General features: G+C 69.7%; 30 protein-coding genes and 1 other RNA gene. 16 read left to right on the top strand and 15 right to left on the bottom strand.

All coding sequences use genetic code 11. The features are described 5' to 3' along the window. Position 1: 1 nt before the first annotated feature. Positions 2 to 343 (top strand): hypothetical protein, encoded by a 342-nt coding sequence (locus N177_RS02195; protein ID WP_152527817.1) that lies wholly within the window; start codon positions 2 to 4, stop codon positions 341 to 343. Positions 344 to 395: 52 nt separating this feature from the next. Here N177_RS02195 and N177_RS02190 read toward each other — a convergent pair whose 3' ends face one another. Next, positions 396 to 689 carry a DUF2934 domain-containing protein gene (locus N177_RS02190; RefSeq protein ID WP_081718334.1) on the bottom strand — a complete coding sequence of 98 codons (294 nt, stop codon included), beginning with the start codon at positions 687 to 689 and terminating at the stop codon, positions 396 to 398. A gap of 125 nt (positions 690 to 814) precedes the next feature. Here N177_RS02190 and N177_RS21820 point away from each other — a divergent pair, with 125 nt between their 5' ends. From N177_RS21820 to N177_RS02165, 5 genes are all read left to right on the top strand, one after another. Continuing rightward, positions 815 to 982 carry a hypothetical protein gene (locus N177_RS21820; RefSeq protein ID WP_023430585.1) on the top strand — a complete coding sequence of 56 codons (168 nt, stop codon included), beginning with the start codon at positions 815 to 817 and terminating at the stop codon, positions 980 to 982. Positions 983 to 1,416: 434 nt separating this feature from the next. Continuing rightward, positions 1,417 to 1,809 carry a cupin domain-containing protein gene (locus tag N177_RS02180; RefSeq protein ID WP_023430583.1) on the top strand — a complete coding sequence of 131 codons (393 nt, stop codon included), beginning with the start codon at positions 1,417 to 1,419 and terminating at the stop codon, positions 1,807 to 1,809. Then, positions 1,806 to 3,143, top strand: coding sequence for an NAD(P)/FAD-dependent oxidoreductase (locus N177_RS02175; RefSeq protein ID WP_023430582.1), 1,338 nt, complete (start codon positions 1,806 to 1,808; stop codon positions 3,141 to 3,143). Before N177_RS02180 ends, N177_RS02175 begins: the two co-directional genes overlap by 4 nt. A 516-nt stretch (positions 3,144 to 3,659) precedes the next feature. Beyond that, a complete protein-coding gene (locus N177_RS20395) occupies positions 3,660 to 4,400 on the top strand; it encodes a Crp/Fnr family transcriptional regulator (RefSeq protein WP_023430581.1) in 741 nt (246 codons plus the stop codon). Positions 4,401 to 4,700: 300 nt separating this feature from the next. Beyond that, positions 4,701 to 4,991 carry a hypothetical protein gene (locus tag N177_RS02165; protein WP_040484993.1) on the top strand — a complete coding sequence of 97 codons (291 nt, stop codon included), beginning with the start codon at positions 4,701 to 4,703 and terminating at the stop codon, positions 4,989 to 4,991. 13 nt (positions 4,992 to 5,004) lie between these two features. Here N177_RS02165 and N177_RS02160 read toward each other — a convergent pair whose 3' ends face one another. Continuing rightward, positions 5,005 to 5,586, bottom strand: coding sequence for a sugar O-acetyltransferase (locus tag N177_RS02160; protein WP_023430579.1), 582 nt, complete (start codon positions 5,584 to 5,586; stop codon positions 5,005 to 5,007). Between the two features lie 127 nt (positions 5,587 to 5,713). Here N177_RS02160 and ffs point away from each other — a divergent pair. From ffs to recR, 4 genes are all read left to right on the top strand, one after another. Further along, an RNA gene (gene ffs / locus N177_RS20880) (signal recognition particle sRNA small type) lies at positions 5,714 to 5,811 on the top strand. 154 nt (positions 5,812 to 5,965) lie between these two features. Continuing rightward, positions 5,966 to 7,783, top strand: coding sequence for a DNA polymerase III subunit gamma/tau (locus N177_RS02155; RefSeq protein ID WP_040484992.1), 1,818 nt, complete (start codon positions 5,966 to 5,968; stop codon positions 7,781 to 7,783). Beyond that, a complete protein-coding gene (locus N177_RS02150) occupies positions 7,780 to 8,103 on the top strand; it encodes a YbaB/EbfC family nucleoid-associated protein (RefSeq protein WP_023430577.1) in 324 nt (107 codons plus the stop codon). Before N177_RS02155 ends, N177_RS02150 begins: the two co-directional genes overlap by 4 nt. Then, positions 8,104 to 8,712, top strand: a complete 609-nt coding sequence (gene recR / locus N177_RS02145) for a recombination mediator RecR (RefSeq protein ID WP_023430576.1) — start codon at positions 8,104 to 8,106, stop codon at positions 8,710 to 8,712. A 10-nt stretch (positions 8,713 to 8,722) separates the two neighbouring features. On the opposite strand, the gene N177_RS02140 is transcribed toward recR, so the two are convergent. Continuing rightward, on the bottom strand, positions 8,723 to 9,331 hold the full coding sequence (locus N177_RS02140; RefSeq protein ID WP_023430575.1) for a tetratricopeptide repeat protein: 609 nt from the start codon (positions 9,329 to 9,331) through the stop codon (positions 8,723 to 8,725). A 164-nt stretch (positions 9,332 to 9,495) separates the two neighbouring features. On the opposite strand from N177_RS02140, the gene N177_RS21530 reads away from it, so the two are divergent. Next, positions 9,496 to 9,639 carry a hypothetical protein gene (locus tag N177_RS21530; RefSeq protein ID WP_023430574.1) on the top strand — a complete coding sequence of 48 codons (144 nt, stop codon included), beginning with the start codon at positions 9,496 to 9,498 and terminating at the stop codon, positions 9,637 to 9,639. 138 nt (positions 9,640 to 9,777) lie between these two features. Here the strand turns inward: N177_RS21530 and N177_RS21525 are convergent, their stop codons facing one another. The 4 genes from N177_RS21525 to N177_RS02120 all read right to left on the bottom strand — a co-directional run bounded on the left by N177_RS21525 (position 9,778) and on the right by N177_RS02120 (position 13,463). Beyond that, complete coding sequence (locus N177_RS21525; RefSeq protein WP_160170905.1) at positions 9,778 to 10,197, bottom strand: TadE/TadG family type IV pilus assembly protein; 420 nt, start codon at positions 10,195 to 10,197, stop codon at positions 9,778 to 9,780. Then, complete coding sequence (locus tag N177_RS02130; protein WP_040484991.1) at positions 10,197 to 10,646, bottom strand: TadE/TadG family type IV pilus assembly protein; 450 nt, start codon at positions 10,644 to 10,646, stop codon at positions 10,197 to 10,199. Before N177_RS02130 ends, N177_RS21525 begins: the two co-directional genes overlap by 1 nt. An 8-nt stretch (positions 10,647 to 10,654) precedes the next feature. Continuing rightward, positions 10,655 to 11,890 carry a pilus assembly protein TadG-related protein gene (locus tag N177_RS02125; RefSeq protein ID WP_023430571.1) on the bottom strand — a complete coding sequence of 412 codons (1,236 nt, stop codon included), beginning with the start codon at positions 11,888 to 11,890 and terminating at the stop codon, positions 10,655 to 10,657. A gap of 157 nt (positions 11,891 to 12,047) precedes the next feature. Further along, the gene (locus N177_RS02120) at positions 12,048 to 13,463 is read right to left on the bottom strand and encodes a helix-turn-helix domain-containing protein (RefSeq protein ID WP_023430570.1); all 1,416 of its coding nucleotides are present in this window, start codon (positions 13,461 to 13,463) and stop codon (positions 12,048 to 12,050) included. 154 nt (positions 13,464 to 13,617) lie between these two features. Here N177_RS02120 and N177_RS02115 point away from each other — a divergent pair, with 154 nt between their 5' ends. Together N177_RS02115 and aceA are read left to right on the top strand one after the other, a co-directional pair. Next, positions 13,618 to 13,863, top strand: a complete 246-nt coding sequence (locus N177_RS02115; protein ID WP_023430569.1) for a hypothetical protein — start codon at positions 13,618 to 13,620, stop codon at positions 13,861 to 13,863. Between the two features lie 49 nt (positions 13,864 to 13,912). Further along, positions 13,913 to 15,214 carry an isocitrate lyase gene (gene aceA / locus N177_RS02110; protein WP_023430568.1) on the top strand — a complete coding sequence of 434 codons (1,302 nt, stop codon included), beginning with the start codon at positions 13,913 to 13,915 and terminating at the stop codon, positions 15,212 to 15,214. A 110-nt stretch (positions 15,215 to 15,324) separates the two neighbouring features. On the opposite strand, the gene N177_RS02105 is transcribed toward aceA, so the two are convergent. Then, on the bottom strand, positions 15,325 to 16,713 hold the full coding sequence (locus tag N177_RS02105) for an AmpG family muropeptide MFS transporter (RefSeq protein ID WP_023430567.1): 1,389 nt from the start codon (positions 16,711 to 16,713) through the stop codon (positions 15,325 to 15,327). A 24-nt stretch (positions 16,714 to 16,737) separates the two neighbouring features. Further along, positions 16,738 to 17,874, bottom strand: coding sequence for a DNA recombination protein RmuC (locus N177_RS02100; protein ID WP_023430566.1), 1,137 nt, complete (start codon positions 17,872 to 17,874; stop codon positions 16,738 to 16,740). Between the two features lie 147 nt (positions 17,875 to 18,021). On the opposite strand from N177_RS02100, the gene def reads away from it, so the two are divergent. Genes def through truA form a run of 3 tightly spaced genes read left to right on the top strand, consistent with a single transcriptional unit; the run spans position 18,022 to position 20,241 of the window. After that, on the top strand, positions 18,022 to 18,549 hold the full coding sequence (def, locus tag N177_RS02095) for a peptide deformylase (RefSeq protein WP_023430565.1): 528 nt from the start codon (positions 18,022 to 18,024) through the stop codon (positions 18,547 to 18,549). A gap of 28 nt (positions 18,550 to 18,577) precedes the next feature. Further along, entirely contained in the window at positions 18,578 to 19,495 is a 918-nt protein-coding gene (fmt, locus tag N177_RS02090; protein ID WP_023430564.1) for a methionyl-tRNA formyltransferase, read from the top strand. An 8-nt stretch (positions 19,496 to 19,503) separates the two neighbouring features. After that, positions 19,504 to 20,241 carry a tRNA pseudouridine(38-40) synthase TruA gene (gene truA / locus N177_RS02085; RefSeq protein WP_023430563.1) on the top strand — a complete coding sequence of 246 codons (738 nt, stop codon included), beginning with the start codon at positions 19,504 to 19,506 and terminating at the stop codon, positions 20,239 to 20,241. An 18-nt stretch (positions 20,242 to 20,259) separates the two neighbouring features. On the opposite strand, the gene N177_RS02080 is transcribed toward truA, so the two are convergent. The 6 genes from N177_RS02080 to argB all read right to left on the bottom strand — a co-directional run bounded on the left by N177_RS02080 (position 20,260) and on the right by argB (position 25,099). Next, entirely contained in the window at positions 20,260 to 20,850 is a 591-nt protein-coding gene (locus N177_RS02080; RefSeq protein WP_023430562.1) for a hypothetical protein, read from the bottom strand. Between the two features lie 14 nt (positions 20,851 to 20,864). Next, complete coding sequence (dapE, locus tag N177_RS02075; RefSeq protein WP_023430561.1) at positions 20,865 to 22,055, bottom strand: succinyl-diaminopimelate desuccinylase; 1,191 nt, start codon at positions 22,053 to 22,055, stop codon at positions 20,865 to 20,867. Between the two features lie 116 nt (positions 22,056 to 22,171). Continuing rightward, positions 22,172 to 22,588: a DUF805 domain-containing protein gene (locus N177_RS02070; protein ID WP_023430560.1), complete on the bottom strand. Its 417-nt coding sequence runs from the start codon at positions 22,586 to 22,588 to the stop codon at positions 22,172 to 22,174. A 54-nt stretch (positions 22,589 to 22,642) separates the two neighbouring features. Continuing rightward, positions 22,643 to 23,485, bottom strand: a complete 843-nt coding sequence (gene dapD / locus N177_RS02065) for a 2,3,4,5-tetrahydropyridine-2,6-dicarboxylate N-succinyltransferase (protein ID WP_023430559.1) — start codon at positions 23,483 to 23,485, stop codon at positions 22,643 to 22,645. 65 nt (positions 23,486 to 23,550) lie between these two features. Further along, positions 23,551 to 24,297, bottom strand: coding sequence for a pyrimidine 5'-nucleotidase (locus tag N177_RS02060; RefSeq protein ID WP_023430558.1), 747 nt, complete (start codon positions 24,295 to 24,297; stop codon positions 23,551 to 23,553). Further along, a complete protein-coding gene (gene argB / locus N177_RS02055; protein WP_081718332.1) occupies positions 24,269 to 25,099 on the bottom strand; it encodes an acetylglutamate kinase in 831 nt (276 codons plus the stop codon). Before argB ends, N177_RS02060 begins: the two co-directional genes overlap by 29 nt. Positions 25,100 to 25,171: the final 72 nt, after the last annotated feature.

Raw genomic sequence — 25,171 nt, 5'->3', positions numbered from 1 at the left:
GATGAAGGTCAGTCTTTGGCTGTCGTTTGGCGGCATGGTGGTGGGCTCGGCGCTGCCGGCCCTGACGATGCTGTCGTTTCAGGACGGGCTCCCGCATCAGGCGGTCGCTTCCACGTCGCACCTGTCGCAGCATGCTCCGATCGCCCTCCCGAGCCTCACGAGCGACGGCGCCTCAGCGCTCGAGGCGGAGAAGGCGGTGTTGGCGGGTGGATGCCCGGCCGCGAAGGGCGAGCTCCGTCTGCTCCGGGTCATCGTCATCGAGGAGCGGAAGGCGCGTCCGACGCCGCTGAAGCTCCAGCGGCCGGCCGAGGCCGACGAGGCAGCGGCCCTGTCGGAGACGTAACCGTCGGCAGAGGGCCGTGGCAGGGGATGCTCGGCATCCCCGAGCCGCCGAGCTACTTCTTCTTTCTCTTCTTCTTGGTGGCGCCTTCCTCGTCGCCGCCCTCGTCGCTCTTGGCGCGCGTCCTGTCCTTGTCGCCGGGAGCGGCGCCGCCCGACCGGCGCTGGCGTTTGGCGGTCTTCGGCGCGTTCGGCGCCTTGGCGCCCAGCGGGCCCTCGCCGGCATCGGCCGGGCCGTCTATCTCCTGCCGGGCGCGCTCCCAATGCGCGTCATGGCGCCCCTCGGGACGTCCCTCTTCCTCCCAGAGCGCGTGTGCCCGCTCGCGTATCCGTCTCTCGCGCTCGTCCATCCTCGTCTCCATTCTCCTCGGCACTGGCACCCGAAGCGAGGCGAACGTGAAGCGCAAGCCTCGCATTGTCCATATTGGGCCGATGCACGTTGCCGTACGCGGGTGGGCTCGAGCAGGAGACGAAGATGACGGATGATTCGCGGAGGAACCCGGGCGACGAGGATGCTCCGGGCAGTCGGCAGTCGGCGAAGAACGTCTGCCTGAAGTGCGGCGGCACGGGCCGCCTCGGAGGCGAGGACTGTGCCGCGTGCGGCGGCGAAGGCTTCGTGACGGAAATCGTCGGAGACGCCTGAGCCGAGCCGCTCCTCCGCGAGCCCGGCAGCCCCGCCCTCACCCCGTCGAGCCCATGTTCGGATCCTCGTCCTCCCCGACGGAGGGGAGGGCTCCCGTTCCGGGCGTGGCATCGGGATTCTGCAGCCGCGGGTCGGCGTGAGGGCCGGCCGGAGGCACGTTCTTGGTCTTCCGACCTTCCTTTCCCGGCGGGCCGTCCCCGGCCCCGCCTTCCGGCCGCTTCTGCGGTTTCCGATCCTTGGCCATCTTCGTCTGCTCCGCGTGGTGCCCCGTCATCGCAACACGCGAAGGGGCGGGCGGGATCCACGGCGGCCGGGTACGGCTGCCGACCTCGATGCCGTCTTGCCGGCTCTCCGGAAACGATCGGTCGGCGCGACTCTTCCCCTCGGGAGAATGGGGAAGGACCCCGCGGGCTGATCGGAGGTATCTGGGATCCATGCACGGCACGAAGGTGACATTGGCCGAGCTCGGCTGGGACGAGATGGCGAGCGTCGTCGACCGCGCGCCGGAGACGCGGTGGAAGCTCGTCTTTTCCTCCGAGCGCACCGGCACGGGGGCGATGAGCATGGGCCTCGCGGAGATCCCGCCGGGCCGCAAGCTGCCGCTCCACCACCACGAGCCTCCCGAGATCTACCACGCGCTCGAGGGCGAGGGGCTGGTGGAAATCGACGGCACGGCGCACGCGCTCGAGCCGGGCGTCTCGGTCTTCATTCCAGGCAATGCGAGCCACGTCACGAGGAACACCGGCGGCGGCCCGTTGCGCTTCCTGTTCGTGTTTCCGACGGATAGTCTCGAGGATGTCGTCTATCACTTCGAGGAACGGGCGTGACGGAGGCCCTCGAGCATCGCACGGATCCGACGAGGCTCGCTTTGCCCGCGAGGCCCGGGCCGCATGTCGTCATCGTCGGCGCGGGCTTCGGGGGCATCGAGGTCGCGCGCGAACTCGGGCGGGCAGGGGTGGCGGCGACGATCGTCGACCGGCAGAACCACCATCTCTTCCAGCCGCTCCTCTACCAGGTCGCGACGGCGGCGCTGTCTCCCGCCGAGATCGCCGAGCCGATCCGGAAGGTGCTGGGCCGCTACCCCTCCGTCGAGGTGGTTCTCGGCGAGGTCGTGGGTGTCGACACCGCCGCCCGGCAGGTGGAGCTGAAGAACGGGACGGCGATCCGGTTCGACCGTCTCGTCCTCGCCTCCGGCGCGACCCACGGCTATTTCGGCCACGACGAATGGGCCGAGCATGCCCCCGGCCTCAAGACGATAGAGGATGCGCGGAAGCTGCGCTCGCGCGTGCTCCTGGCGTTCGAGCAGGCCGAGGTCACGCCGGACCCGGACGAGCAGCGGCGGCTCATGACGATCGCCGTCATCGGCGGCGGCCCGACCGGCGTGGAGATGGCGGGGGCGCTTGCGGAGCTGTCGCGCCATGCCCTGAGCCGCAACTTCCGCCGGATCGACCCGAGCTCCGCGCGCATCATCCTTCTGGAGGCTGCACCGCGGCTTCTGTCGGGCTTCCCCGAATCCCTCGCGGCCTTCGCGAAGGAGCGGCTCGAGCGGCTCGGCGTCGAGACGCGGCTCGGGCAGGCGGTCGAGGATGTCGGGGAGCGCCACGTGACGGTCGCCGGCGAGCGGATCCCGGTCGGCGCGGTCGTCTGGGGAGCCGGCGTGGCCGCCTCGCCGGGCGCCCGATGGCTGGGCCTCGAGGGTGATCGCGCCGGCCGCATCCGGGTCGGGCCCGACTTCCAGGTGCCGGGCCTCGACGGCATCCACGTGATCGGCGACCTCGCCCTCGTGGACGGCGAAGACGGCAAGCCGCTGCCGGGCCTTGCCCAGGTCGCGAAGCAGGAGGGCACGCATCTCGGCCGCGGTCTCGCCCGCAACCTGAAGAGCGGCGAGCCGCTCGAGCCCTTCCGCTACCGCGATCGCGGCAACGCGGCGATCGTCGGGCGGCACGCGGCCGTGTTCGACTTCGGAAGGTACCGGCTCAAAGGCTGGTTCGGCTGGCTCCTCTGGGCGATCGTCCACGTCTACCTGCTCTCGGGAGCGCAGAACCGGATCGTCGTGTCGCTGCGGTGGCTTCTGCGCTACCTCACCTACGAGCGCGGCGCGCGCCTCATCGCCGACGACCCCGGCCGCAAGATGCCGCCGCCGCGGCGCCCCGACAGGTAGCGCCTGCAGCGGTCGGAGCCGCCGCGTGAGCGCTTGAGCGGCTGGAGCATTGTGTCCCCTATCGCACCGAAACCGGCCCCTGCGCCCGCCGTTGCTCAGTTGCGGGGTGGCGGCGCGAGCACGTCCTCCCCGCGATTGGTGGCCGCGCCTCTCTCCCCCTCCCGCGGTCATCCGGCCGCACGGGCCGGGGAGGGCGCCTCGCCCTCTCCGGTCCGTCGGGCCGATGCACCCGGGAAACACGCTGGGAGCCAGCCGCACCCATCCCGTCCCGCGAGGGCCGCCCTTGCTGGTCCGCCGCGTCCTTCCCAGGGGTACGCAAGTGGACCGGAACAAAACCGGCTGTCCCCCTCATGTGCGTCAAGCGTCTGTCGTTGCTGTTATTGCCCCTCTGCGGCCGAAAGCTTCCGTCTTCGCCGAAGGTGTGTGGTTCACATCACAGGTTAATGATCCTGGCGGATGGCGGATGCAGGATGACAACCAGGGAAATCCACGATCTCAGCCACGGAGGTTCGGGCGATGTTGGACGTCACGATGCTGCGCCCCGGCCAGGAGGCTCTTCTTCACGTCCCGTCCGGGGGCGCCTTCGGCCGAAACACCGTTCTCCTCCGGCTTCCCGCCGATGTCCGGGCCGTTCTGCACGAGCTGGGGCGGCTGCGGCGGGTGGAGAAGGGCACCGCGATATGTGCCGCCGGCTTCCGTCCCCAGGCGGTTCACTTCATCGAGTCGGGCGCCGTCTCCTCGTCGGCGGGGTGTCCGGACGGGGGCGCCGCCGAGGTCGCACTCACGGGCTATGACGGCGCCGTCGGTCTCGGCAGCGCTGTGCTCGACGGCGCGAGCAGCGTCACGGCCACCGCCCAGACCGAGTGCGAGATCCTCACGGTCGATGCCAAGACCCTCCGGTCGCTCTCGCTGCGCAGGCCAGCCGTGCTCGGCATTCTCCATGCGGAGTTGTCCCGGGAGGTGGAGCAGCTCGTCCGCCTGTCCGTCTGCCACTGTCGCCACCGCCTCGTGCAGCGGATGGCCGGCTGGATCCTGGCGATGGACCACTACCTCGAAGGTGCCGTCGTGCGGGCGACGCATGCCGAGCTGTCGCACCTTCTGTCGGTGCGGCGGGCGACCGTGACGGAGACCCTGCACATGCTCGAAGGCGAGGGAGCGATCCGGTCGCGGCGTGGCTGGCTCGCCGTGCGCGACGAGGAGAAGCTCAGGGCCATCTCCTGCGGCTGCCGGCACGTGCCGCAGCGGCTCGAAAGCTAGCTCGCCGGCGCCGACGTTCCGGCTTTCCCGGGTGACGAGCCTCGACCAGGGGCGCGCGACCGCCTGATCGTGCCGGCCTCGCGGATCCCTTCTTCGCCTCGCGCGTTTATGGCGCGCCCTCCTGGGCCGCCTTCCCCGGCGCCGCGCTCGCGACCGCCGAATCCCTTCTGAAACAAAGAGTTAATCTCCGTTAAGGAGGTGTTAAGATAAGGCCCTAGAATTGGGCCAATTCCGCCGCGCGGGGCGCCGTCTTCAAAGGGCGGCGCGCGCTCGCGGCATGACGTTTCGAGTGAGGCCGAGATGACTGACCTGGCGTTCTTCGATGATGGGCTTGTGGAAGACGTTCGGATCGCCGTTGCCGAGTGCATTCGCGACCGGAAAGTGCTCGACGTGAGCGGCGTGACCTCCAGGATCTACGAGGCTCACCGCTCAGCCATTCCCTCGGCCGTCATCGAACAGGAGGTCGTCGCGGCAGCGCTCGGGGCCGCGGTGCCGATGAAGATCGGCGGCGGGCGCGCGGACGCGATCCGTCTTCCTGCAGGCGACGCGTCGCAGCCGCTCTACAACGCCAGGGATCGCAGCGGGCGGTAGGTCGATCCGATCCTCAAGGATCCGTCCTCGCGCGGCCATCCCTCCTCTGGCGGATCGGCCGGGCCGGGTTGCCGGCCACCGTCGCGCCCGGCAGAACGTCGCGCGTCACGACGGCGCCTGCGCCGATGATGGCGTCGTCGCCGACCGTGACGCCCGGCATGATCAGCGCACCTCCGCCGATCCAGACATTCGCGCCGATCGCGATCGGCCTGCCGAACTCGAGGCCCTGCCGGCGCTGCGCGGCGTCGCGCGGGTGGTCGGGCGTCAGGATCTGCACGCCCGGCCCGACCTGAGTGAGGTCGCCGATCGTGACCGGCGTCACGTCGAGGATGACGCAGCCGAAATTCAGGAACACGCCGCGGCCGAGGCTGATGTTGAAGCCGTAGTCGCAGTGAAACGGCGGCCGGACGACCGCGCCCTCCCCGACGGAGGCGAGGAGCTCCGACAGGAGCGCGTGGCGTGCCGCTACCGTCCAGGCCAGCGTGGCGTTGTACCTCGCCATCCACTCCGCCGCGCGCGCAGCGTCCGCCCTGAGCTCCGGATCGCCCGGCGCATAGAACTCGCCGGCCAGCATCTTCTGCTTCTCGCTCGGCATCATGCCTCCTCTCGTGCGGCGGGAGCGCCGGCCCCCGGTCGATGCGTCCGCCCGACGAACGACGCCGAAGGATCCGGCCGCCGCCCCCCTTGCGTCGAGGGGGCATCCGGCTGATATAACCCGGTCAGGGAGGTTGGCGGCGGACGAATCCCTCGCCAACCGGGTCAGGTCCGGAAGGAAGCAGCCCCAACGAGACCGGTTCGGGTTGTCGACCAGCCTCCCGCTTTCCACTTTGAAATCCGCGAAATCGTCATCGGTCGCGCCTCCCGCCTCGCGGCGCGGGGGCTGTCGTGCTAGCGTCCATCCGACAGCGCGGGCCGTGAACGAACGCCTCCCGCGCCTCGGCAAACCCGAAGATCATCCCCGACCGAACACGCCGATGGACCAGCCCAAAGCGGACCCAAAGAGCGCCGGCCCCTACAGGGTGCTGGCGCGGAAGTACCGGCCGCAGGGCTTCGAGGACCTGATCGGCCAGGCGCCGATGGTGCGCACGCTCAGGAACGCCTTCGCGTCCGGCCGCATCGCGCAGGCTTACATGCTCACGGGCGTGCGGGGCGTCGGCAAGACGACGACCGCGCGCATCCTGGCGCGCGCCCTGAACTACGAGGGAACCGACGGCACGGCGGGCCCGACGCTCGACATGCAGGCCGAAGGGGTGCACTGCCGGGCGATCCTCGAATCGCGCCATGTCGACGTGATCGAGATGGACGCCGCCTCCCACACCGGCATCGACGATATCAGGGAGATTATCGAGGCGGTGCGCTACCGCCCGGCCCAGGCGCGCTACAAGATCTACATCATCGACGAGGTGCACATGCTCTCGAAGGCCGCGTTCAACGGCCTTCTGAAGACGCTCGAGGAGCCGCCGGAGCATGTGAAGTTCGTCTTCGCGACGACCGAGATCCGCAAGGTCCCGATCACCATCCTCTCGCGCTGCCAGCGCTTCGACCTCAGGCGCGTCGAGGCGGGCGAGCTCGTGCGCCACCTCGGCAAGATCGCGACGGCCGAGAGCGTCTCCGTGACGGACGAGGCGCTGGCGCTGATCGCGCGGGCGAGCGAGGGGTCGGTGCGCGACGCGCTGTCGCTCTTCGACCAGGCGATCGCCCACGGCGCGGGCGAGGTGCACACCGACGAGCTGCGCTCGATGCTCGGCGTGGCCGACCGCTCGCGCGTCGTCGACCTCTTCGAGAAGGCGATGTCGGCCGACGTCGCCGGCGCGCTCCGGGAGTTTGCCGAGCAGTACCGCGAGGGCGCGGCGCCGGAGGCGGTGCTGACGGATCTCGCGAGCTTCTCCCATCTCGTCACGCGGCTGAAGCTCGTGCCGGAGGCGGCGGAGGACGGCGCGCTGTCGCCGACCGAGATCGAGCGCGGCAAGGCGTTCGCCGAAAGGCTCTCCGTGCCGGAGCTCACGCGCGCCTGGCAGATCCTCCTCAAGGGCATCAGCGAGACGGAGAGCTCCTCGAGGCCCGAGGCGGCCGCCGAGATGGTGCTCATCCGCCTCGCCCACGCCTCGAGCCTGCCGAGCCCGGACGAGGTCATCCGCAAGCTGCAGGAGGAGGGGGCCTCCGCCGGCGGCGGCGCGCCGCAGAGGCCGGTGCCGGGCGGCGGCGGCGGCGCACGCGCCGCTCTCGCGGCTGTCCCGCAGGCCGCGCCGCCACGGCCCGTTCCGCAGGTGCCGCAGGCCGTCGCGGCACCCGCGCCGCGCGCCGAGGCCCGGGCGGAGCCCGAGCCGCGCCCGGCGGCGGAGCCGGCTCCGGAGCCCATGCCCGGTCCGGAGACCTTCGAGGAGGTCGTGGCGCTGGCGCAGGAGAAGCGCGACATCTCGCTGAAGGTCGCGCTCGAGTGCCATGTCCACATCGTGAAGTTCGAGCCCGGCCGCATCGAGATGAATCTCGGGCCGAACGGCTCGCACGCTTTGCCGCACGAGCTCGGGCGGAAGCTCGCGGAATGGACCGGCCGCCGCTGGGTCGTCACGCTGACGCGCGAGAAGGGCGGCCCGACCCTGCGCGAGAAGGCCGAGGCGGAGAAGCGTTCGTTCCGCGACGAGATGGCGCGTCATCCATCCGTCAGCGCCGTGCTCGAACGTTTCCCCGGCGCGCGTATTGTCGACATCAGAGTGAGCGAGGAAGAGCCGCCCGCCGAGATCATGGCGGGTCTCGAGGCGCTTCCCCCCGGCGACGAGGAGGACGAGACATGAAGGATTTCACCAGCATGCTGAAGCAGGCCCGCGAGCTGCAGACCCGCATGGCGGACCTGCAGCAGGAGATGGAGCGGACGGAGGTCGACGGAACGGCCGGCGCCGGGCTGGTGAAGGTGACCCTCACGGCGAAGGGCGAGCTCAGGGCCCTGACGATCGACCCCAGCCTCCTGAAGCCAGAGGAGACCGAGGTCCTGGAGGATCTCGTCGTGGCCGCCCATGCGGACGCGAAGCGCAAGGCCGAGGAGGCCCTTCAGGAGAAGATGAAGGAACTGACCGGCGGCCTGCCGATCCCGCCCGGCATGTTCCCGGGAGTCTGAATGGCGGGCGCCTCTCCGGCCGGGCCCGAGCTCGACCGCCTAATCCAGCTGCTCGCGCGCCTGCCGGGGCTCGGCCCCCGCTCGGCGCGGCGGGCGGTCCTGCATCTGATCCAGAAGCGCGACCAGCTGCTCGAGCCGCTGGCCGACGCGCTGCGCCTCGTCGCCGACAGGGTCACGATCTGCTCCACCTGCGGCAACCTCGACACGCGCGACCCCTGCTCGATCTGCAGGGACCAAAGGCGCGACGCCTCCGTCATCTGCGTCGTCGAGGATGTCGGCGACCTCTGGGCGCTCGAGCGGGCCCAGGCGACGACCGCTCGCTACCACGTGCTGGGCGGCGTCCTGTCGCCGCTCGACGGCATCGGCCCGGACGACCTCAGGATCGGCGAGTTGATCGAGCGCGCGAGGGACCCGGCCGTCTCGGAAGTCATCGTCGCGCTCAACGCGACGGTCGAGGGCCAGACGACGGCGCACTACGTCACCGATCTCCTCGCCGAGGCGAACGTGAAGGTCACGAGGCTCGCCCACGGCGTGCCGGTGGGCGGAGAGCTCGACTATCTCGACGAGGGCACGCTCGCCGCAGCAATCCGCTCCCGGCAGCCTTTCTGAGGCGCCCGCGTCAGATGCGCTCTCCCGTCGGCTGTTCGATCAGCATCGATCGCTCGGCCAGGAACGGGTGGATCTCGACCGCCCACTTGAGGATCGACTGCGCCGTCTCGAACCGGCCCTGCCGCATCAGGATGATCGCCTGCCCGGCCATCGCGCCGAAGTGCTTCGGCTCCCGCCGCAGCGTCTCCTCGATGTCGAGGAGGCTGCCCTCGGTGTCGTCCTGCATGAAGCGGATCGTGGCGCGCTGGTTCCAGGCCTCCGCCCAGCCCGGCCGGGCCTCGGTCAGCCGGTCGAGCACGGCGCGGGCGCCGGCGAGGTCCCAGACGCCCCGCAGCCGCAGGGCCTCGTTCATCAGCGACGCCGCCTCCTCGTCCGGCGCCTCGAGCCAGTGGCGCCAGATCTCGCCCTCGATCTCGCGGGCCTGCGTCTCGTCCGCGGCCTGGTAGAGCCGCATGAAGAGCCGGGCGCGCGCCGCCTCGCCATCGCCCGGCTCCGCCCGCACCACCGACTGCACGGCCTGGGCGAGCGCCGGCCCGGCGGTGCCGGCCAGCGCCCCCAGAACGATGCCGGCCGCCACGATGGCGGCAAGGCGGCGTCTCGCTGATCGTCCTCGTCTCATCGTCCGTTCCTCCAGCGACCCCCATGAGCCTGCCACGCCTCGGTAAACCGGACGAGCGGCATGCGGTTCAACACTGCGCGACCGCCTGCACGAGCCGTTTACGTCTGCGGGGCCATGATCGGCGCGAGGGGCAGGACGTTCAACGGTGGAGCAAGGAGAAGCAGATGCTCGGCGACGCACTCGTCACCCTCCACACGATCCTCGCGATCGTCTTCCTGGTCGCGCTGGGCAGGCTGTTGCTGAAGGGAAGGTCACACCGTGTCAGGCTTTCCCTGCCGGTGCGGCAGCGGATCGTCCCTGATCGCTGATCCAGGGACCGAACATGCCAGGCGCCGGCAGATGGGGCAGGCGTGGGTGCCGCCCGCGACGGCGCCTTCATCGTGGCCGCCGGAGCGCGTCACTGCGCGCGAGCCGGCGTCGCCCGGCTCGATGCGGCCGCGATTGCGTCAGGCCCCCGGCTGGTAGGGGCGCGGGATCAGCGTCTCGATGCGGTAGCGGATCTCGAAGGACGGCACGAGCGGTATCGACACCTCGTAGCTCACCTCCGCGTTGAGGCGGGTCAGCGGAAACGTTCCGGGTTCTTCGTCCGCGAAGCTGATGGCGAAGTCCGCCGTGGTGATGTCGCCGAGGAGCGCCTTCGCCTTCGCCTCTATCTCGTCTCCCGTCGTCGCGGGGTTGATCATCATCTCGCGCGAGGCCTTCTCGATCGCCCATTGCACAGAGGAGATCGTGAAGAAGGCCTGGCCGATCATGATGACGCCGAACATCAGGACCAGGAGCAGCGGGAACACCATCGCGAACTCGATCGCGGTGGCGCCGTCACGGGCCTGCCGGAACCGCCGGATCGGGGCGTGGAGAGCCGGCATCATCGTATCCTGATCGTATCGACATAGACGATCTCCTCCTTCTGGAAGATTGTTTCCAGAGGGGCGGAGATGACGACCTTGGTGAAAGCGTCGGGGACGCTCCCGTCCGGACACGCGACATTGCAGGGGCAGTCCACGGGCCCGCACCGGCAGAACTGGGTGATCGTGACCGTCGCGTTCTCGGGCGCCTGCGTCCAGGAGCCGCGGATGATCGCCTCGGCTTCGGAGAGGTCGAGGCCGCCGGCCATGAAATACTGCCCGCCCGTGCGGACGGCGGAGTGCATGTCGCTGCGCTGCAGTGCCAGCCATGCCACGTCGACGACGCCGAGCAGCGTGATCGACAGGAGCGGCGCGATCACCGCGAACTCGACCGCCGCCATGCCGCGGTCGCATCGCCTCCCGCGCTTCAGAAGGCGCAGCAGACGGCGGCGCCAGATTCCGTTCTTCATCACCGGACCTACTCCACCAGGTGAACCGCGCCGGGCGCGGCGACTTTCGAGAAGGCGGCACCGGTGCAGTCCGAAGTGAAGGTCGCGTTGCCGCCGATCTCGACGGTTCGCGCGACGATGCGCGTGCAGCCGCCGCTGCCCCCGAAATCGCCGCGCATGTCGACCGGCTGGGTCGGGAAGTAGAGCGAGCCGATGAGGCTCGAATCCGCCGTCCCGTTGAAGAGGGCCGAGCTCCCGGACGAATGCGGATCCGCATAGAAGAGCATGCCCTCGTAGGTCCCGCTGGCCGGAGCCCTGAACTCCACATGGGCGGTGCCGTTCATCTGCACGCTGGCGCCGTTCGTCAGGTAGAAGGTGACGCCGTCGCCGACGACGTGCGAGTTCGCGTTGATCCGCAGGGTTCCCCCCGACACCACGTACACGCCCGGCTCGAGCGTAACCTCGCCCTTGAGATCGAGGCCGCCGCAGAACTTGCCGGGAGCGAGCGTCGTTGGCCCGCTGCCCCCGGACGAGGCGGAGCAGGCGGAGGGGATCGGCGGAGGTGGCACGTCGGCATATGGGTCCGCGGCTCTCGGCATGCGCTCCCGGGGGGCCGGACACTCGGTCACGACCGCGCCCGCGCCGTCGGCGACCCCACCCGCCGCGCTGAGACAGGACGCACTGAGACTGACCGCGCCACGCACGCTCAAGGCGTCGTCCGCCAGGGAGTTCGACATGAGCGTGCAGCCGGTGAAGGTCGCGTCGGCGCTGCCCGATACGAGCAGTGCCTCGTTCGCCGTCTCGTCGAGGGCGATGATGCAGGCGGATACTGGCTGCTCGAACGCCGCCACGGCCCGCACGACGATCGTGACGGGTTCGTCCTTGATGCTGGTGAAGAAGAGGCGGCGGTAGCGCTGTTCGATGAGCACCTCCACCGAGCGCGCGTTGATGCTCGTCCCGCTCGACGGCGGCCAGTTCACGGTGATCGTCCCGTTGCCGGGGATCAGGCCGAGATATTCGGCTTCCTGCGTGGCTGCGGCGACGATCTTCTCGCCCGATCCGCCCGACCTGGCGATGACGGCCCCGGCATAGGCGGAGAGATCGGCGGAAGACTGGAGGCGCCGCTGCTCGAAGTACCAATAGCCCGTTTCGGCCCCGAGGCCCGCGAAACCCAGAAGGACCGGCAGTGACACGGCGGTCAGCACCGCGACATTCCCGCCGACATTGCCACCCAGGGATGCGGCCTTTCCGAAGAACCCGCGCACAAAAGCACTCCACTTTACGTCGAAGAGGCAATCGTGCTCCGAAGTTACGGCGATCCGATAAACAGCATCGCGAGAAATTGATGGAAAGAGTTCTGTAGAATCCGCAGGTCAAGGCCTCCCCAGAAGCCTTTCCGGCCGGCGGCAAGAGGGGAAGGGTTCAGCCGATCCGCCCGTAGAGGCTTTCGGCGCGCATCTCGTCGCTCAGTCGGAAGCGGTGGTCGGCCGGCGGGTGGGCGCGCTGCCCGCATTCGAGCCGCGGGCAGATCCGGCAGCTGGGGCCCACCGGCACGACGTGCGAGCTCTTCGTGAGGTCGACGCCGTCGGAATAGATCATCTTCCTCGCGTGCGAGATCGAGCAGCCGAGGCCGATCGAGAGATGCCGGCGCGGCGCGGTGTAGGAATAGTCGCCCCGGGCGAAGCTGCGCGCGATGCAGAAATAGACCTCCCCGTCGGGCATCTGGCTCAGCTGGACGTTGATGTGGCCGGGATGGAGGAAGGCCGAGTAGACGTTCCAGCGCGGGCAGGCGCCGGAGTGGCGCGGGATGTGGATCCCCGACAGCGAGAAGCGCTTCTGGATGTTGCCGGCGATGTCGGTCCGCACGAGGTGCAGCGGGATGCCCTGCGAGCCCGGCCGCTGCAGCGTCGTCATGCGGTGGCAGACCTGCTCGAAGCTCGCCTGGAAGCGCCGCATCAGCCGGTCGATGTCGTAGCGATGGGCCTGGCAGGCCTTGAAGAAGGGCTCGTAGGGCATGATCACGGCCGCCGCGAAATAGGAGGCGAGCACGTTCCGCGCGAGGGGCGGCGCGTCGGCCTCGGGCAGGGTGCTGCCGGCGATGATCGCTTCGATCTCGCCCTGCGCGGCCATCAGCCCGAGATGGTGGGCGACGGCGAAGTTTGCCGTCTCGGGCGGCAGGATGTCCGAGATCTCGAGCGTCCGTCCGTCGCCCGACAGCCGGCGCGCGATGCCGCGCGGCAGCGACGCCTGGCGGCAGTCGACCCCGAAGACGTTCATGAGGTAGGTCCTCAGCCCCTGCTCGAGGCTGTCGGAGGCGCGGTCGACGTCGGCGCGCACGCGCCCGGCCGCGGCTTCGAGCGCGGGGAAGTGGTTCGCGTTCTCCTGCACGAAGTCCGACACCTCGTCGGTCGCGGGATGGAACGCCGCGTCTCCGGCGTCGGCCGAGGGGGCGCCGCTCGCCCGGTTCTTCACGAGGTCCTGGTACTTGTCGAAGAGCCGCATCACCGCCCGCGCGACGACCGGGTTCTGGTAGGCGAAGTCGCGGATCTCCTGGTTCGTCAGGTCGGAGTCGAGGAAGAGGTCGTCGCCGAACATCTCCATGAGGTCGCCGGCGAGGCGCCCGTCGTCGGTCTCGGCGAGGTCGCCGGGCTCGATTCCGAACTGGCCCGCGATCTTGAAGAGCAGCGGCACCGTGATCTTGCGTCGGTTGTGCTCGATGAGGTTGAGGTAGCTCGCGGAGATTCCGAGCGCCTGAGCCAGCTCCGCCTGGGTCAGGCGGCGGTCGCGGCGCAGGCGGCGGATCCTGCCGCCGATCTGCGGATCCTGGGCGTCGGCCATCCGAACCGCTCCTTCACAAGATTTACAGTTTGGCCGCGGGCCTTTGCGAAACTTTACAGGTTTACCGGCCTGCACCGCTGAATTTCTTGCCTTTCCGCTGAGATTGTCAATCCTTTACTCAGGCAACGACGCCAGACGAAAGGACCAGACGATCATGTTCACGAGCATCACGCAGCGTGACGGGCAGGGCGCCGAATACGTCACGATCATCGCGCCGACCTTCGAGCAGGTCATGCGCCGCTTCCGCGACGGCAACCTCGCCGCGCAAGGCTTCTCCATCGCCGGCAGGGTTATGCCCCATCACATCGTCTTCGACGACGGCTCGGGGAAGGACCAGGTCTTCAACGGCGCGCCGATGATCACCGCCACCTTCGTCCGCTCCTCAGAGACGCGCGCCTGATCGGCCGGACCTGCCGGCCGAACCCACGAAAGAACGAGAGACATCGACCATGCTCGACCGACCGACCCGCGGCCCCGCGCCCGAGACCTTCCCCGCCCCGGACTGGGCGCCCGACCGCTGGAAGAACGTCGCCCGCACCTACACGCCGGCCGATGTGCGCAAGCTCCAGGGCTCGCTGCCGATCCGCCACAGCTTCGCCGAATACGGCGCGCGCCGGCTGTGGGAGCTTCTCCACACCGAGGACTACCTGCCGACCCTCGGCACCTTCACGGGCAACCAGGCGGTGCAGCAGGTGAAGGCGGAGCTGAAGGCGATCTATCTCTCCGGCTGGCAGGTCGCCGCCGACGCCAACACGAGCGGCAACACCTATCCCGACCAGAGCCTCTACCCCGTCGACAGCGGCCCCGCCGTCGTCAGGCGGATCAACAAGGCGCTGCAGCGGGCCGACCAGATCCAGACGCTGGAGCGGTTCGAGGGCAAGGAGACGCCGGAGCTCGACTATTTCGTGCCGATCGTCGCGGACGCGGAAGCCGGATTCGGCGGCGCGCTGAATACGTTCGAGCTCATGAAGGCGATGATCGAGGCGGGCGCCGCCGCGGTCCACTTCGAGGATCAGCTCGCGAGCGAGAAGAAGTGCGGCCATCTCGGCGGCAAGGTTCTGGTGCCGACCAGGACCTTCGTCCGCACGCTCAACGCCGCCCGCCTCGCCGCCGACGTGATGGGCGTGCCCACCGTCATCATGGCGCGCACCGACGCGGAGGCCGCGCGCCTCATCACCTCGGACGTCGACGAGCACGACGCGCCCTTCATCACCGGCGAGCGGACGGAGGAAGGCTTCTATCGCCTGAAGGGCGGCTTCGACGCGGCGATCGCGCGTGGCCTCGCCTACGCGCCCTATGCCGACCTCATCTGGTGCGAGACCTCGACGCCGAGCCTCGAGGACGCGAGGCGCTTCGCCGAGGCGATCCGGAAGGAATATCCCGAGCAGATGCTCGCCTATAACTGCTCGCCCTCCTTCAACTGGGCGCGCCACATGGGCGAGGACGAGATGGCGCACTACCAGCGCGAGCTCGGCGCGATGGGCTACAAGTACCAGTTCATCACGCTGGCGGGCTTCCACAACACCGCGCTCACGACCTTCGAGCTCGCCCGCGCCTACGCGAAGGACGGCATGACGGCCTATTCGCGCCTGCAGCAGGCGGAGTTCGCGGCCGAGAAGGACGGCTTCACCGCCACGCGCCACCAGCGAGAGGTCGGCACCGGCTATTTCGACGCGGTCTCCACCGCGATCGCACAAGGGTCCTCCTCGACGCTCGCGATGGAGCATTCGACCGAGACGGCCCAGTTCTAGGGAAGGGCGCGGGCCGCGCACGCTCCCGGATGCGCGGCCGTGCTCTTAGGAAACGGCCCGAAGGTCGATGACGCCTCCAGGGGTGGCAGGCCCCTGGAGGCGGTTTCGTGTCAGGCGGTCGCCACCTCGCCGGGCTCGCTCTTCGGCTTGAAGTGGCCGCGCGTGCCGAGCCACCAGAGGAGCGCGAGGCCGGGCAGCGCCGCGACCGCCGTGATGGCGAAGAACGAGACCCAGCCGATCGCCTCGGCCGCGTAGCCGGCGGTGGCGGCGAGCACCGTTCGCCCGACGGCGGCGAGGGCTGCGAGAAGCGCATACTGCGTCGCGGTGTGGCGGGCGTCGGTGCACAGGCTCGAGATGTAGGCGACGAAGATCACCGTGCCGATGCCGCCGGTGAAGTTCTCGACCGCGATCGTCACCGACAGCGCCCAGAGCTCCGGTCCGATCAGCGCCTGCCACGAGAAGACGAGATTCGAGGCCATCTGCAGCACCCCGGCGATCATCAGGGCGGTGTACATCGGCATCGCACGTGCCATCGCGCCGCCGACGAACCCGCCGACGAGCACGGCGCCGAAGCCGACGCCCTTCACGATGCCGGCATAGGCAGCCTTCGAGAAGCCGATGTCGAGGACGAAGGGGGCCGTCATCACGCCCGCGAAGGCATCGCAGAACTTATAGAGCACGACGAAGATCAGGATCGCGATCGCGTCGCGCCGCGTCAGGAACTCGTGGAAGGCGGCGTAGGCCGTCACCGCCACGCGCATCACCGGGTTCTGCTTCGGCGCGTGCTCCTCGCCGAGATGCGTCTGGTCGGTGCGCCCGTCGCGGCCGGGCTCGGTCGCGAGCAGCGTCGTGATCATGCCAACGAGCACGAAGCCCGCCATTGCCGCATAGGCCCAGCCCCAGGCCGCGCCGAGCTCGAAGCCGTTTGCCTGCAGGTAGCTGACGGCGAGGGCCGCGCCCGCCGTGGAGACGAGCATGCCGACCCGGTAGGCCGAGACGAACCACGCCATGCCGGCCGCCTGCTCCTCGTCCGGCAGGCTCTCCACGCGGAAGGCGTCGATCACGATGTCCTGCGTCGCCGAGGCGATGGCGACGAGGAGCGCGCCGAAGGCGACTGCCCACGGCATGATCGTGGGGTCGAGTGAGCCGAGATAGACGACCGCGGCGATCAGCAGGAGCTGCGACAGGATCAGCCAGCCGCGCCGCCGCCCGAGAAGGCGGGTCAGCACCGGCACGTTCGTCGCGTCGACGATCGGCGCCCAGAGGAACTTGATCGTGTAGGGGATGCCGACGAGGGAGAAGAGGCCGATCGTGCCGAGATCGACCCCCTGGTCGGCCATCCGGAGCGCCAGCGTCGAGCCCGACAGCGCGAGCGGCAGGCCCGAGGCGAAGCCGAGGAACAGGACGATCAGGACGCGCGGCTGAAGGAACACCTTCAGGGCCGCGGCGAACCGCTCCCGCCGGCCGAGGGGGGCTTCGGTCAGTTCACCGGTGGTCATCTTGGCTCCGCTTGCCACTTCGCCTCATGCGCCGGCCATCAGCCGAGGCTGCGCGCGAGACTGGTCGTCCTCTGCGGCGAAATCGAGTTCCTCGATCTTCGCGCCGCGCTTCTGGATCTTGTCGACGGAGGTCAGGATCTGGTCGATGTCCCGCCCCGCCTGGTCGTGGTGGCTCTTCAGCTTGCCGACCCGGTCGCCGAGGCGGCCGACGTCTTCGGCGAGCAGCGTCACCTCCTTGTGGATGACGTGCGCCTGCTCGCGCATCCGGTGGTCGCGCAGGATCGCCTGCACGAGCCCGATCGACAGCATGAGGAGGCTCGGGCCCACGACGATGATGCGCTGGCGGTTCGCCCGCTGCACGACGTCCTCGAAATGCTCGTGGAGGTCGGCATAGACCGATTCCGACGGCACGAACATGATCGCCGTGTCCTGCGTCTCGCCGGGGATGAAATACCGCTCGGCGATGTCGCCGACGTGCTTCAGGACGTCGGCCCTGAGGCGCTGCGCCGCCGCCTTCCGCGCCTCGGGGCCGCCCGCGTCGCGGTAGGCGGTGAAGGCTTCGAGCGGGAACTTCGCGTCGATCACGAGGCACGGCGCGTTCGGCAGCCGCACGACGCAGTCCGGCCGCCTGCCGTTCGACAGCGTCGCCTGGAAGTCGTATCCGCCCTGCGGCAGGCCGTCGGCGACGATCGCCTCCATGCGGCCCTGGCCGAAGGCGCCGCGCGTCTGCTTGTTCGCGAGGATCTCCTGCAAGCCCACGACGTCGCGCGAGAGCTCGGTGATGTTCTTCTGCGCCGTGTCGATCACCGCCAGGCGCTCGTTCAGCCGCGTCAGGCTGTCATGCGTCGCCCGCGCCTGGCTCGTCATCGACTGGTTGAGGCGGTGCCCGAAGCCGTCGAGCCGCTCCGTCAGCGCGCGGGCGAGATCGGAATGCCGGTTCGCGAAGACCTCGGCCATCGACTGCATCCGCCCCGTCATCTCCGCCTGCGCGCGCGCCATCTCCGAGAGGCGGTGGGCGATCTCCTCGTCGTGGCGGGCCGCCTCGCGCGCGCCGCGGCGGCGAAGCAGAATGACGAGCAGAACAAAGAGCGCGACGGCACCGCCGAGCGCCTGTGCCCACGTCACACCATGACCGCCGATCGTGAAGAGCGTGTCGTCCATGCGTCGGACGCTAGGCGATTCTTGGTTAACCGGAGATCAAGGCGCGGCCTGGCGGAAGGCGGCGCCCCGACTTCGCGTTGACCCCCGCCGCGCCATCTCCTATCTGGAGGTCAGTCCCCCGCATCGCCGCAAGAAGACCCGCCCGCCATGACCGTCCGCGACCTCGTGATCCTGCCAGACCCGCGCCTCCGCGCGACATGCGAGCCGGTCGAGGCGGTCGACGACGAAGTGCGGTGCCTCCTCGACGACATGCTCGAGACGATGTACGACGCGCCGGGCATCGGGCTGGCGGCGATCCAGGTGGGCATACCGAAGCGGCTCGTGGTGATCGACCTCGCGAAGGAAGAGGAGGAGCCGCGGCCCTTGTTCCTCGTCAATCCCGAGATCACCTGGACCTCCGAGGAGACCTCCGTCTACGAGGAGGGGTGCCTGTCGATCCCCGAATATTACGAGGAGGTCGAGCGCCCGGCCCGCTGCCGCGTCAGGTTCCTCGACCGCGAGGGACGCGAGCAGGAGCTCGAGTGCGACGGCCTCCTCGCCACCTGCGTCCAGCACGAGGTCGACCACCTGAACGGCGTCCTCTTCATCGACCACATCTCGAAGCTGAAGCGCGACCGCGTGACGAAGAAGTTCGCCAAGCAGGCGCGCCGCGACGGAACGCGCCTCGCCGGCTGATCGGCACTCTCTGCAGGGAAGGCATCCGATGCTCCGCGTCGTCTTCATGGGCACGCCCGATTTCGCCGTGCCGACGCTGATGGAGATCGTCGGGCACGGCCACGAGGTCGTGGCCGTGTACACCCAGCCTCCCCGCAAGGCCGGCCGCGGCATGTCCGAGCGGCAGAGTCCGGTCGCCGAGGCCGCGGCGAAGGTCGGGCTTCCCGTGCGCACGCCGTTGAACTTCAGGGATGAGGCCGAGGTCGAGGCGTTCCGCGAACTCGATGCAGACGTCGCGGTGGTCGTCGCCTACGGGCTGATCCTGCCGAAGGCCGTTCTCGAGGCGCCGGCGGAAGGCTGCCTCAACCTGCACGCCTCCAAGCTGCCGCGCTGGCGCGGCGCCGCCCCGATCCAGCGTGCCATCATGGCGGGCGACCGGCAGACGGCGGTGGCGGCGATGCGCATGGAGGAGGGGCTCGACACCGGCCCCGTCTGCCTCGAGGAGGTGGTCGAGATCGGCGCCGACGAGACGGCCGGCGAGCTGCACGACCGGCTCTCGCGCCTCGGCGCCAATCTGATGGGCCGGGCGCTCGCCGCCCTCTCGCGCGGGTCGCTCGGCGAGACGCCGCAGTCCGGCGAGGGCGTGACCTACGCGCGCAAGATCGAGAAATCGGAGGCGCGCATCGACTGGGCGCGGCCGGCCGCCGAGGTCCACGACCACATTCGGGGCCTCTCGCCGTTTCCCGGCGCCTGGTTCGAGGTCGCGGGCGAGCGCGTGAAGGTGCTGCGCTCGACGCGGGGCGAGGGCTTCGGCGAGGCCGGCATGATCCTCGACGACGACGGCAACGTTGCGTGCCGCGAGGGTGCCGTGCGCCTCCTGCAGGTGCAGCCGGCCGGCGGCAAGCCGATGGCCTTCGCCGATTTCGCCCGCGGCCGCAGGATCGCCCCCGGCGACCTCCTCGGCTGATCCCGCCGATGCCGCGCTACAGGCTGACCATCGAATATGACGGCACGCCCTTCGTCGGCTGGCAGCGTCAGGCGAACGGCCGCAGCGTGCAGCAGGCGCTCGAGGAGGCGGTCTTCCGCTTCTCCGGCGAGGAGATCCGCGTCAACGGCGCCGGCCGCACCGATGCCGGGGTCCACGCCACGGGCCAGGTCGCCCATATCGACCTCTCGCGCGCCTGGCCGGAGGACACGATACGCGACGCCGCGAACGCCCATCTGCGGCCAGAGCCGGTCGCGGTGCTGAAGGCCGAGGCGGTCGCGGACGATTTCGACGCGCGGTTCAGCGCCACGATGCGGGCCTACCGCTACCTGATCCTCAACCGGCGCGCCCATCCGGCGCTCGAGCGGCACCGCGTCTGGCACGTCGCCCGCCCGCTCGACGCCGATGCGATGGACGAGGCGGCGCAGGAAATCGTCGGCCTGCACGACTTCACGACCTTCCGCTCGACGGAATGCCAGGCGAAGTCGCCGGTGAAGACGCTCGAGCGCCTCACGGTGCGCCGCGAGGTCGACACCGTCGTGGTCGAGGCGGTCGCTCGGTCGTTCCTGCACAACCAGGTGCGCTCGATGGTCGGCTCGCTGAAGCTCGTCGGCGAGGGGAAATGGGGGCCGGGTGCGATGGGCCGGGCGCTCCGGGCGCGCGACCGCAAGGCCTGCGGCCCCGTCGCGCCACCGGACGGCCTCTATCTCGAGCGCGTGGACTATTGAGGCGGGTCTTGCGGGTGCTCAGACGCCGGCGATCCTGCTGATCGTTTGGCTGAGCACGATCGACAGGAGGAAGTCGAGCGCCACCAGTCCCGCGGCCATGGCCGGCAGGCCACCCAGGGCTGCCCTGGCCGCCCGGTAGCGCCAGGCGATGGCGAGAACGAGGGCGACGAGCAGGAGGAGGGTTGCGGGCTCGGGCCCGAGCATCCCCGTGCCGAGCAGGATCGAGGGCAGCGACAGGGGCACCGCGATCAGCGGGGCCGTCCAGTTGAAGATGACGATGAGCGGCACGTAGGCCCTGCCGATCCCCAGCGGCCGCGCGAGAAACGCCATCAGCAGCGGGAACGCCGCGAGATCGGCGAGGAAGCCGACGGTGCGCGACAGCGCGAAGACCGCCTCCTCGATCGCCGCGCCTTCCGGCAGCATGTCGAGGATCAGCCGGTGCTCGGCCATGACGTGCAGGACGTAGAGCGGCAGCGCCAGGAGCGGCGCGAGAAAGGACCGCCAGAAGCCCTCGACCGTCATGTCGAGCCCGTCGAGCGGGTGCGGCCGCCCGAGGAACACGCGCCACGCGGCCGAGACTCCCGTGGCGACCTCCGAAGGGTTCAGCATGTGATCACGGGTGTTCAGCCGCCGAGACGCGCGAAATAGCCTTGGATGAGACGCTGGTAGATCCTCGTGAGCGTTTCGAGGTCGGCGACCGGCACGTTCTCGTCGATCTGGTGCATCGTGTCGCCGACGAGCCCGAACTCGAGCACGGGGCAGTGGTCCTTGATGAAGCGGGCGTCGGAGGTGCCGCCTCCCGTCGTGAGCTCCGGCTCGTGGCCGGTCGCGCCCTTCACCGCCTCCCGCATCGCGTCCACGAACCCGCCGGCGGTCGTCAGGAAGGAGTCGCCGGGATTGGGCTCATACGTGACCTTCGCCCTGAACCGGGTGCCGTCGACGCGCTCGTCGACGAGGCGCCCGATCAGCGCCATGAGGCTCTTCGGGGTGTGGCGGTCGTTGAAGCGGATGTTGAAGCTCGCCTGCGCCCGCGGCGGGATGATGTTGTGCGTGGGATTCCCGACGTCGATCGACGTGATCTCGAGGTTCGAGGGCTGGAAGTGCCGGTTCCCGTCGTCGAGCCGCTCGTGCATCAGCCGCGCCAGGAGCTCGACCATCGCCCGGCACGGATTGGCGGCGCGCTCGGGATAGGCGACGTGCCCCTGCCGGCCGACGATCTCGATCGTGCCGGAGAGTGATCCGCGCCGCCCGATCTTGATCGTGTCGCCGAGCGCCGCGACGTTCGTCGGCTCCCCCACGAGGCAGTGGTCGATCTCCTCGCCGAGCTCCTTCATCCAGGCCAGGACCTTGCGGGTGCCGTTGATCGCCGGTCCTTCCTCGTCGCCCGTCAGGAGGAAGGCGATCGAGCCCTTCGGGGCGCCGTGCGCGGCGACCGTGCGTGCCGTCGCGGCGATGAAGCAGGCGACGGCGCCCTTCATGTCGACGGCGCCGCGGCCGTAGAGCCGTCCGTCGGCGACCTCGGCGGCGAACGGATCCCGGGTCCAGCGCGACGTGTCGCCCGGCGGCACCACGTCCGTATGCCCCGCGAAGCAGAGCGTCGGGCCTCTCGTGCCCAGCCGCGAGAAGAGGTTCTCGACGTCGGGGGTGTTCTCGTCGGCGAAGGTCAGGCGCTGGCTGACGAAGCCCAGATCCTTCAGGACGTCCGCCACCAGCGCGAGCGCGCCGCCCTCCTGGGGCGTCACGCTCGGGCACTTGATCAGCGCCTCGGCGAGGGCGAGGGGGTCGGTCGGATCGAGCTTCGCGATGTCGGTCATGTGGTTGATCTAGCCACGCCCGAACGGCCGGTCAACGCGAAGTGTGAGGCCGATGCGCCCGGTCCGGATGCGGCCGGAGCCGTTCCTGTGCGCGGCGGCCGTCACGGCCGATCTCCTCAGCGCGGCGGCCGCACGTCCCTTTCCGGGCCGAAGCGGTTCGGCCCCGCGTCGCCCGGCAGGACGCCGATGATGACCGACCAGGCGAGGCCGACGATCGGGATGAGGCTGATGAGCGCGAACCAGCCGGACAGGTTCCGGTCGTGGCACCTCTTCGCCATCAGCGCGATCTGGCTCCACATGCCGATGAGGAGGAGCGGAAGGAGCGCGTTCAGCGCCGCCTCCGGCTCGAGGTCGGCGGCCACAAGGTCGCCCGCGATGCCGAAGATCGCGAAGACGAGCAGGAGGCCGAGCCAGTAGGCCTCCCGGCCGATCCGGCCGTCGAGGCGGAACAGGAGCCAGGCGAAGGCCGACAGGTCCGCGCTCCGGCTCGGCGGCGGCGGCGAATGGTCCTGGGGTGTGGGGCGTTCGTTCAAGCCGTCACCGCGCAATGGAGGCCACCGGATGGCGGTCCTCGTGAAGGAAACGCATCAGTTGCGCAGAAGGTCGTTGATGGAGGTCTTCGAGCGGGTCTGCTCGTCGACCCGCTTCACGATGACGGCGCAATAGAGGCTCGGCGCCGCCGCGTCGCCGGCGGCTCCCTGCGCCGGCAGCGTCCCGGGGACGACCACCGAATAGGGCGGGACCTCGCCGCGATAGACCTCGCCGGTCGTGCGGTCGACGATCTTCGTCGAGGCGCCGAGATAGACGCCCATCGACAGGACGGAGCCCTGCCGCACGCGCACGCCCTCCGCGACCTCGGAGCGCGCGCCGATGAAGCAATTGTCCTCGATGATGACGGGATCGGCCTGCAGCGGCTCGAGGACGCCGCCGATGCCGGCGCCGCCGGAGATGTGGCAGTCCCTGCCGATCTGCGCGCAGGAGCCGACTGTCGCCCAGGTGTCGATCATCGTGCCCTCGTCGACATAGGCGCCGACATTGACGAAGCTCGGCATCAGCACCACGCCCTTCGCGATGAAAGCGGAGCGGCGGACGGTGCAGTTCGGAACGGCGCGGAAGCCCGCCTGGCGGAACTCGTCCTCGCCCCAGCCGTCGAACTTCGAGGGCACCTTGTCCCACCACCTAGCGCCGCCGGGGCCGCCGGAGATGGTGGTCATGTCGTTGAGGCGGAAGGAGAGGAGGACGGCCTTCTTCAGCCACTGGTTGACGACCCAGCCGCCGTCCCGCGGCTCGGCGACGCGGGCCTCGCCGGCGTCGAGCAGGCGCAGCGCCTCGTTCACCGCGACGCGCACCTCGCCCTCGGTGGCCGGCGAGACCTCGGCCCGGTTTTCCCAGGCGGCGTCGATCGTCTGCTGAATGGCTGATGCGTCCATAGGCTGTGTCGTCCCCATGCGTGTCACTTCGGTCGCGGCGGACCTTATCCGGCGCGCGGGGGGAGTCAATCGCGCGAGGGAGCGCCCGTGCCGATCCTCTCGCACACGCTGACCAGGAACTGCGCGAGGTCGTCGGTCACGTGGTCGACGTAGCTTTCGCCGGTCGTCTGTTCCCAGTCCGCCCGGTGTCCCGCCGTCTCGGTCGCGTCGCCGGTGACGAGCACGGTCAGCATGCCGAGCTCGTGCGGCACCTCGAGGTTGCGCGGCAGGTCCTCGAACATCGCCGCGCGGGCCGGCTCGATGCCGTGGCGCGAAAGGAAGCTCTCGTAGGGCCGCCGCGCGGGCTTCGGCTCGAACTCCGCGGCGATGATGTCGAAGAGATCCTCGAAATGCTCGCCGATCCCCAGCCGCGCGAGCACCGCCTCGGCGTGGCTGCGCGACCCGTTCGTCAGCACGAACTTGCGGCCCGGCAGGAGCGCCAGCGCCGAGCCGAGCGCGGGGTCGGGCTCGATCGGCGAGTGGTCGATGTCGTGGACGAAGGCCAGGAAGTCGTGGGGGTCGATGCCGTGCTCGCTCATCAGCCCGCGCAGCGTCGTGCCGTAGCGGCGGTAATAGTCCTTCTGCACCCGCCGCGCCTCCACGCGGTCGCAGGAGAGAAGCGCCGCGATGAACCGGCCCATCCGGTCGTCGACCTGCTGGAACAGGTTCGAGCGCGGGGGATAGAGCGTGTTGTCGAGGTCGAAGACCCAGCTCTCGACCGTGTCGAACGGCGAGAGCGGATCCTCAGCGCGTGATGAGTGTGCCGACGCCATGTTCGGTGAACAGCTCCAGGAGTACGCAGTGGGAAACCTTGCCGTCGAGGATGACGACGCCCTCGACGCCGCGATCGAGCGCCTCGATGCAGGTCTCGACCTTCGGGATCATGCCGCCGGAGATCGTGCCGTCGGCGATCAGGCGGCGCGCCTCCGCCACGGTCAGCTCCGAGATCAGGTTCCTGTCCTTGTCGAGCACGCCCGGCACGTCGGTGAGGAACAGGAGGCGCTTGGCGTTCATCGCCCCGGCGACCGCGCCCGCGAAGGTGTCGGCGTTCACGTTGTACGTCTCGCCGTCGTCGCCCGGCGCGACCGGGGCGATGACCGGGATCAGGTCGGCCTTCGAGACCATGTCGATGACGGAGGGGTTCACCCGCTCCGGCTCGCCGACGAAGCCGAGATCGACGACCTTCTCGATGTTGGAGTTCGGATCGACGACCTTGCGCGTCGCCTTGCGGACGAACACCATGTTGCCGTCCTTGCCGCACAGCCCGACCGCCTTGCCGCCTTCGCGGTTGATCGCCGCGACGATCTCCTTGTTGATCCCGCCAGCGAGCACCATCTCGACGATCTCGACCGTCGCCCGGTCGGTCACGCGCAGGCCCGCCCGGAACTCCGACTGGATGCCGAGCTTCTCGAGCATGCGGCCGATCTGCGGGCCGCCGCCATGCACGACGACGGGATTGATGCCGGAAGTCTTGAGCAGGGTGATGTCGGCCGCGAAGGCGCGGGCGAGCTCGGCGTCGCCCATCGCATGGCCGCCATACTTCACCACGACCGTCTCCTCGTCGTAGCGCAGCATGTAGGGCAGCGCCTCGGCGAGGATGCGCGCATGATCGTGGGGCGTGATCTCGGACAAGCGCTTCTCCCTTCG

Source organism: Lutibaculum baratangense AMV1 (assembly GCF_000496075.1).
GTDB lineage: Bacteria > Pseudomonadota > Alphaproteobacteria > Rhizobiales > Tepidamorphaceae > Lutibaculum > Lutibaculum baratangense.
This window is presented reverse-complemented; position numbering and strand designations above follow the sequence as displayed.